At 60.7% G+C, this 5635-nt stretch carries 5 protein-coding genes and 5 pseudogenes; 4 read left to right on the top strand and 6 right to left on the bottom strand.

Annotated elements, in window-relative coordinates; translation table 11 throughout:
• From EN994_RS15580 to EN994_RS36120, 4 genes and pseudogenes are all read right to left on the bottom strand, one after another.
• Positions 1–832, bottom strand: an 832-nt coding sequence (locus EN994_RS15580; protein ID WP_164745942.1) for a glutamate synthase subunit beta, incomplete at its 3' end; no start/stop codon positions are given.
• Positions 833–873: 41 nt separating this feature from the next.
• Positions 874–1037: pseudogene (locus EN994_RS15575) on the bottom strand (thioredoxin domain-containing protein); the annotation flags it as partial.
• 278 nt (positions 1038–1315) lie between these two features.
• Positions 1316–1585: pseudogene (locus EN994_RS15570) on the bottom strand (pyridoxal-phosphate dependent enzyme); the annotation flags it as partial.
• 8 nt (positions 1586–1593) lie between these two features.
• Positions 1594–1798 (bottom strand): annotated as a pseudogene (locus tag EN994_RS36120) (isopenicillin N synthase family oxygenase); the annotation flags it as partial.
• Positions 1799–2599: 801 nt separating this feature from the next.
• Between EN994_RS36120 and EN994_RS15560 the strand changes: the two are divergent.
• The 3 genes and pseudogenes from EN994_RS15560 to EN994_RS36860 form a co-directional block, all read left to right on the top strand.
• Positions 2600–2879: pseudogene (locus tag EN994_RS15560) on the top strand (DUF411 domain-containing protein); the annotation flags it as partial.
• Positions 2880–2888: 9 nt separating this feature from the next.
• Positions 2889–3122 (top strand): hypothetical protein, encoded by a 234-nt coding sequence (locus EN994_RS36115; RefSeq protein ID WP_127312611.1) that lies wholly within the window; start codon positions 2889–2891, stop codon positions 3120–3122.
• Between the two features lie 41 nt (positions 3123–3163).
• Positions 3164–3655, top strand: a complete 492-nt coding sequence (locus tag EN994_RS36860; RefSeq protein ID WP_244514239.1) for a cytochrome c — start codon at positions 3164–3166, stop codon at positions 3653–3655.
• 238 nt (positions 3656–3893) lie between these two features.
• Here the strand turns inward: EN994_RS36860 and EN994_RS15545 are convergent, their stop codons facing one another.
• Entirely contained in the window at positions 3894–4310 is a 417-nt protein-coding gene (locus tag EN994_RS15545; RefSeq protein WP_063169404.1) for a hypothetical protein, read from the bottom strand.
• Between the two features lie 697 nt (positions 4311–5007).
• Between EN994_RS15545 and EN994_RS15540 the strand changes: the two genes are divergently transcribed.
• Entirely contained in the window at positions 5008–5283 is a 276-nt protein-coding gene (locus EN994_RS15540; RefSeq protein WP_063169403.1) for a hypothetical protein, read from the top strand.
• A 147-nt stretch (positions 5284–5430) separates the two neighbouring features.
• On the opposite strand, the pseudogene EN994_RS36745 reads toward EN994_RS15540, so the two are convergent.
• Positions 5431–5635, bottom strand: a pseudogene (locus EN994_RS36745) (hypothetical protein); the annotation flags it as partial.

Here is a 5635-nt window from a genome sequence, read left to right as displayed (position 1 = left end):
CCGACTGGATCGGTTCGCCGCCGACACGCCTGTTCTGCTGCACCAGATAGGGCATCGCGTCATGCACGCCGCCGAGATCGTCGCCGGGAATGCCGGCCGCGCGCGGCGTTTCGGAACCGCCGCAATAAAGCACGGCGTCATGTTCGGCGAGCAGCTCGGCAACCGGCTTGTCGACGCCGACATTGACGCCGCAATGGAAGGTGACGCCCTCGCCCTGCATCTGCTCGATGCGCCGGTCGATATAGTGCTTCTCGATCTTGAAGTCGGGAATGCCGTAACGCATCAACCCGCCGGGCCGGCTCTCGCGCTCATAGACATGGACGTCGTGGCCGGCGCGGCCGAGCTGCTGGGCAGCCGACATGCCGGCCGGGCCGGAGCCGATGACGGCGACGCGCTTGCCGGTCTTCTTCTCCGGCGGATAGGGCCTGATATGGCCGGTCTCGTAAGCCTTGTCGGCGATCGCCTGCTCGACCGTCTTGATGGCGACGGGGATGTCCTCGAGGTTCAGCGTGCAGGCTTCCTCGCAAGGTGCGGGGCAGATGCGGCCGGTGAACTCCGGGAAATTGTTGGTCGAATGCAGGTTGCGGATCGCATTGTCCCAGTCGCCATTGTAGACGAGGTCGTTCCAGTCCGGGATCTGGTTGTGGATCGGGCAGCCCGTCGGCCCATGGCAGAACGGAATGCCGCAATCCATGCAGCGCGCGGCCTGTTTCTCGACCTCTTTGTCGGACATCGGCAGCGTGAATTCGCGGAAATGCCGGATGCGGTCGGAGGCCGGCTGGTACTTGTGCACCTGCCGGTCGATTTCGAGAAAGCCTGTTACCTTGCCCATAGTCCAGTTCCTGCTGTCCAGATGGTGCGCCTGGCGACGCCCTGCAGCTGGATCAGATGGGGCATCCCGTCCACACATGGGCCGCACCAAGTTGCCCAAAATTCGACTATGTACACTTGCCGGGCTCAAAGCTCGTGAGGGGCTCGCCATGCAGCCAGTTCTCGACTCTAATCGAAGGAGCCGGGGACTCCATCTGCAATACCACGTTGCGGTCCAAAGCTATTTCCAAAGGTTTCTGCACGAGCTGGTTTCCTCTCAGAGACGGCACACGGGTTCAGGGAGGAGCGCATCGCTCGTCTTGCCCCATTGAGTGCAGTCACAGTCACTCAGTCTCAAAAGCCATGCCAACGCGCTCAGCGCGCAGTTAGCGCCCATTGCTTCGAAAAACCTCGTCAGTGCCCAGATGTTGGTTGTAATGAACCTGACATTTGTCTGACGCTGTCAGCTTTTGGACACGCGATCACGCGCTTCGTGCCGCCAGATGGCCAGGCCGAGCCCTGTGTTGCCAGCGGTCGCTTCGATGATTGTACCGCCCCGCGCGTGCCACGCTGTTCGGCATTAACGATCATCGACAACGCAATGCGATCCTTGATCGATCCGCCGGGATTCTGGCTTTCGATCTTGACGAAGCGACGACACCTGCCGGTATCGAATCTCTTCAGTTCGACGACCGGCGTCTCCCCAATCAGATCGAGCACTGACAAATGGCGGACGCAGGCGAGAGGACGCCTTTGTCGACGGTCGGCGGAACATCTCGAGGCTCATGCGGCTGCGGTCTCCAGAATGTCGGCATAGTGCCGTTGCGCAATATCGGGATGCGAGCGCAGTCGGCTCTTCAGCAGTTGCGGAACAGGGGATTGTCGGGGTCGCTGGCGGGGCACCCGCTTCGGCAGCCAGTTCAGGCGGCAGGTCAAGAAACCGTATGTCGGCATCAAGCCGCGCGCCGAAGAAGAAGGGAATAGAAACAGTGCCCTTCGAAAGACCCAGGGCGACGGAAATCATTGCATCGGGCGAGTTCATGCGCCTGAAGCAGCGCTGGCTGCAACTGCTTCATAGCGACAGGCGGGCGGAGACTCTAGCGGGGCTTTCGCCGCTTGGTTGATTGAGGCTCTCGACGAAGCCACTAAGATTCGGCGGCCGATAATAGCTTGCTGCTCATTGGGACGCCGACCAACGCCGGGATTGAGAAAGGCAACCCTGCCCCACAAGGCGGGTGTCACACGTGCGGTGCGTCCGCTCGTCGCGCCGGATGGTCTTTGAGACCTGGGTTCACGGCTATTCAGATGCACCCCTGTCGGCTTTTCGGTGCAGGCCGCCAGGCGGCGTGTTGCAGCAGCGGTAATTAGTTTGAGAGCGTGCGAGCACGGGCTGCATAGTGAGATCATTTGCCGGCGTGGGGACCAAGGTGTGGCGCAGCCTTAGAGAACTCAACACCGAGACCGGAGCAACGGAGACGGCTCTTTCGTCGAGACAGTTTAATTGGAAGGCCGAGAAGCACCGGCTGGGTAGCGTCACGCCGCATCATTCTTTGCGGAGCTGGAGCGCGCGGGATCGCTGGAGCGGCTGGTGAAAGCGGTTGCCGGGGCGCACGCCAACAACAACACGTGAGCTGGCGCCTCGTGTGGCAAAAGGAGGGGGCGAGAGCCCATGGCCTGCAATGAAGCGATCAAGCATTGCGATCGTGGAACCAAGCTGCCTAGTCGACCATCCGGACCGCGGCCTTCAAGCCAGCTCGCCTTGGAATCGGCCTTCCAGGAATCACCGTCAAGGCCGACTCACGACCTTTTCGCCATGAGCCGCGAAGAGGGCATTCCGCCGGAAGCCGATGGCTGCCTTCTCTCGTTCATCGACGGCTATGTGGTGAGCGGCCATGTGCCGGTCGGCACGGTCAACAAGCTCTTGACCGAGCGGCCCGACATCAAAGGGCATGACGCTGCCCGGCATGCCGATGGGCTCCCCCGGCATGAGTGGCACGAAGGAAGCGCCCTTCGAGATTCTCGAAATCCGAAAGTCTGACGCGACCGGCGGCATCTACGCCACGGAATAGGAGGCTTCGATGATGGAATGCATGAGCGGCATGATGATGTTCGGCACGGGCCTGGTGTGGCTGCTTGTCGTCGTCGTGCTCGTCCTCGGGACGGCCGCGCTGATCAAATACCTGTTCTCCAGCGGCGGCAAAGGAGAAGGGCGTCGGTCCTCTTATCGATGCGTGGCCGCGGCAGGCCTCGGATTGGTCTGGACATTGCCTTGGCTCGCCAACCGGATGGCCGCGCCCCGGCCGCGGCGATAGCGCTAGGCAAGACGGTTTTAGCCAGGCGAAGGTCAGCGCGATTGGAAAGCCCGCTGCCTTCGGGACGCATGCCGGCGCCGGGACCGGCCGCGGTCGTCGGCGGCGGCTACCAGAGCGACATGCCGGGCTTCGGGAATGTCCTCACCGACGAGGAGATCCGGGCCGTTCTGGCCTTCATCAAAAGCACATGGCCCGAGCGGGAACGCGCCTATCAGGCAGATGAGCCGCCGGGAGCGGGAGCAGACACAGTGAGACCAATCCTAGCCGCGGAGCCCTCGAACGCCCCCAACCGGAATGCATTGTCCATGAAAGCGAAACCGTCGCTTGCGATTCAATTTCTGGCGCTGATCCTCGGGACCTCCGCGCTGGCCCACCATCCGGGCGCCGATCTCGACAAGATGAGGGACAGCGCGGAGAGGTTCTTCCAGGCGATCGACGAGCAGGCCGCGCCGCCTTTCGAACTGGCCGACGCGGACGGAAGGGCCGTCCGCCTTCCGATCTCTCCGACAAGATCGTGGTGCTCTACTTCATGACGAGGTAACCTTGGAAGAAGAAGGCGACGGCCACTGGCGGCAGGATGGCAAGCACGCTGGCCGCAAAAAGCGGCCCATACTCATAGAAGCGGGCCGGTTCTGTCGCAAATCGTGCTTTTGGCCACAACTGGACGCTTTCGCGCGCTTATGGACCAGCTCACATGACAGGGCTCGACGTGCCCCGGGGTGGCGCCCTACTTCCACGCTCGCACTGTCACACTCCCGCCGAAAGGCGGGTTTAGTGAGTTATGGCAGTGACTGTGCCACCAGTCCAAACGTCGAGTTTCGCGGCAACTTCGACGCTTTCCTTAGCTGACTTGCCCAAAACCAGCGCGGCCAAAGCATACTGCTTGCCGCTCCCGATGGCATAATATTCACCTTTCACGGGATCACTTGGCAGCCAATTGCCGTCCAACAATACGGCTTCCCCATTTTTGCGCACTATCAGCGCCTCAAATTCAAAATTGTCGTCGTTGCGCGGCACAGGAATATCAGAAACATCCATGCCCTTCTCAACCCAGTCTCGAACGGCCTTTGGAATACCCAAGGACGAAGAGGAAACGCCGATGAGTGTGCCGTCGCATAAGCGAAACACCTTCGTTTTCTCACCGACGGATACTGAGTCAAAACCCAAGGCTCGGCCGTCGCCAGCCATGGTTCCGTTCCTGTAAGCTATTGTTGTCATTGGCACCCTTCTATCGCTGCATCAAACTTCAGGACCTTGCGCATGTCCCCTGTGTCAAGGTCACTGACCGACGGCCTATTTGCCTGATACACGATACAGGCTGCGCTCCTTGAGTTCGCGCACGGGTGGCCGTCATCTTGCCGCCTTCGCGCAATGCCTTGAACAGGCCGAGTCTGTCCCCCAGCGGGAATGACAACCACCTCCATGTCGTTGAAACGCAGGAAATCCGTCACTTTGCCTCGTCGGTAACGGGCGGAGCCGGAGCGGTCGTCACCGGGCAAGCGCGGTCGCAGTAGGTATCCTGGGCAGCCCGTCAGACATGGATGGCTTCGGTTGTGTCATGCGACTTCTTGTTGGTCGGTCACGTGTTTCCGGATAACCAGCATGCGCTGTGCCAAATGAGAAAACCATTTAAAGTCAATCCAGCAGATCTGACTGTATTCCGACATTGTCGGAAATTGGACATCGCCGAACGCGGGCGCTCGGGGCTTGTGATGATACTTGGGCGTGCTGCTTCGGAGGAGGGATGCGCCTCGTACCGGCCGCGAAGCCTTCCTGCATTTAAGGCGCCAGATCAATTGAACGCGATGCCGGGCAGCGTCGCAGCGGCTAAGCCAGCCACTCGCATTGCTCCCTGACAGGATGGTGCCGATCCTGCTGAGATCGCATGCTGGCGCGACGTTGCTTTGCGGCCACCGTCGCGCCTGCCCGTGAACTGTTCGCGCCTGTGCTCATGCTCGCCTTGACACCCTCGATGGGTCCATCCGGGATGGTCAACCATCCGGAACATAGCGGGCAGGCGGGCATCTTCACCAGCAGTCTCTGTGTCGCTCTCGTGGCGGCAAACAAGATCGAGGCTGGCGGGGTGATGATCAACGGTCCTCGAACCATCGATTTTGATCGCGGTGGCCGTTCAGTGCGTTCAAGCACGAGGCGCCGTTAGACGGCACCGCAGCATCATAGCGAAGTGCCATGCAGGACGACTCCCTGCAGCATCGTCTCGCGCAGCCAAACACTTGCCGGATCACTGTTGTGAACGGCCGGGCGTTTGACGGCCTGTGACGCGAAAAGGCAACGGAAGATCTAGCATTTATGGGGGAAATGTTTTTTCGGAGTGCTTGACCCGCAGGAAGGGCAGGGCATGACTGCCTATCGCCCGACCCGGCAAGGCCGCACTCATGACCGGCTGGGCTCGGTTAATCCTGCATGCCGCGCCCATGAGGTTACTTGTCCGGAGTGCGTCGAGCACAACGAGGAGATGTAGTTCACGATCTTTGAAAAGCGTGGTCAACCAT

This window comes from Mesorhizobium sp. M7A.F.Ca.CA.002.09.1.1 (genome assembly GCF_003998555.1).
Classification (GTDB): domain Bacteria; phylum Pseudomonadota; class Alphaproteobacteria; order Rhizobiales; family Rhizobiaceae; genus Mesorhizobium; species Mesorhizobium ciceri.
This window is presented reverse-complemented; position numbering and strand designations above follow the sequence as displayed.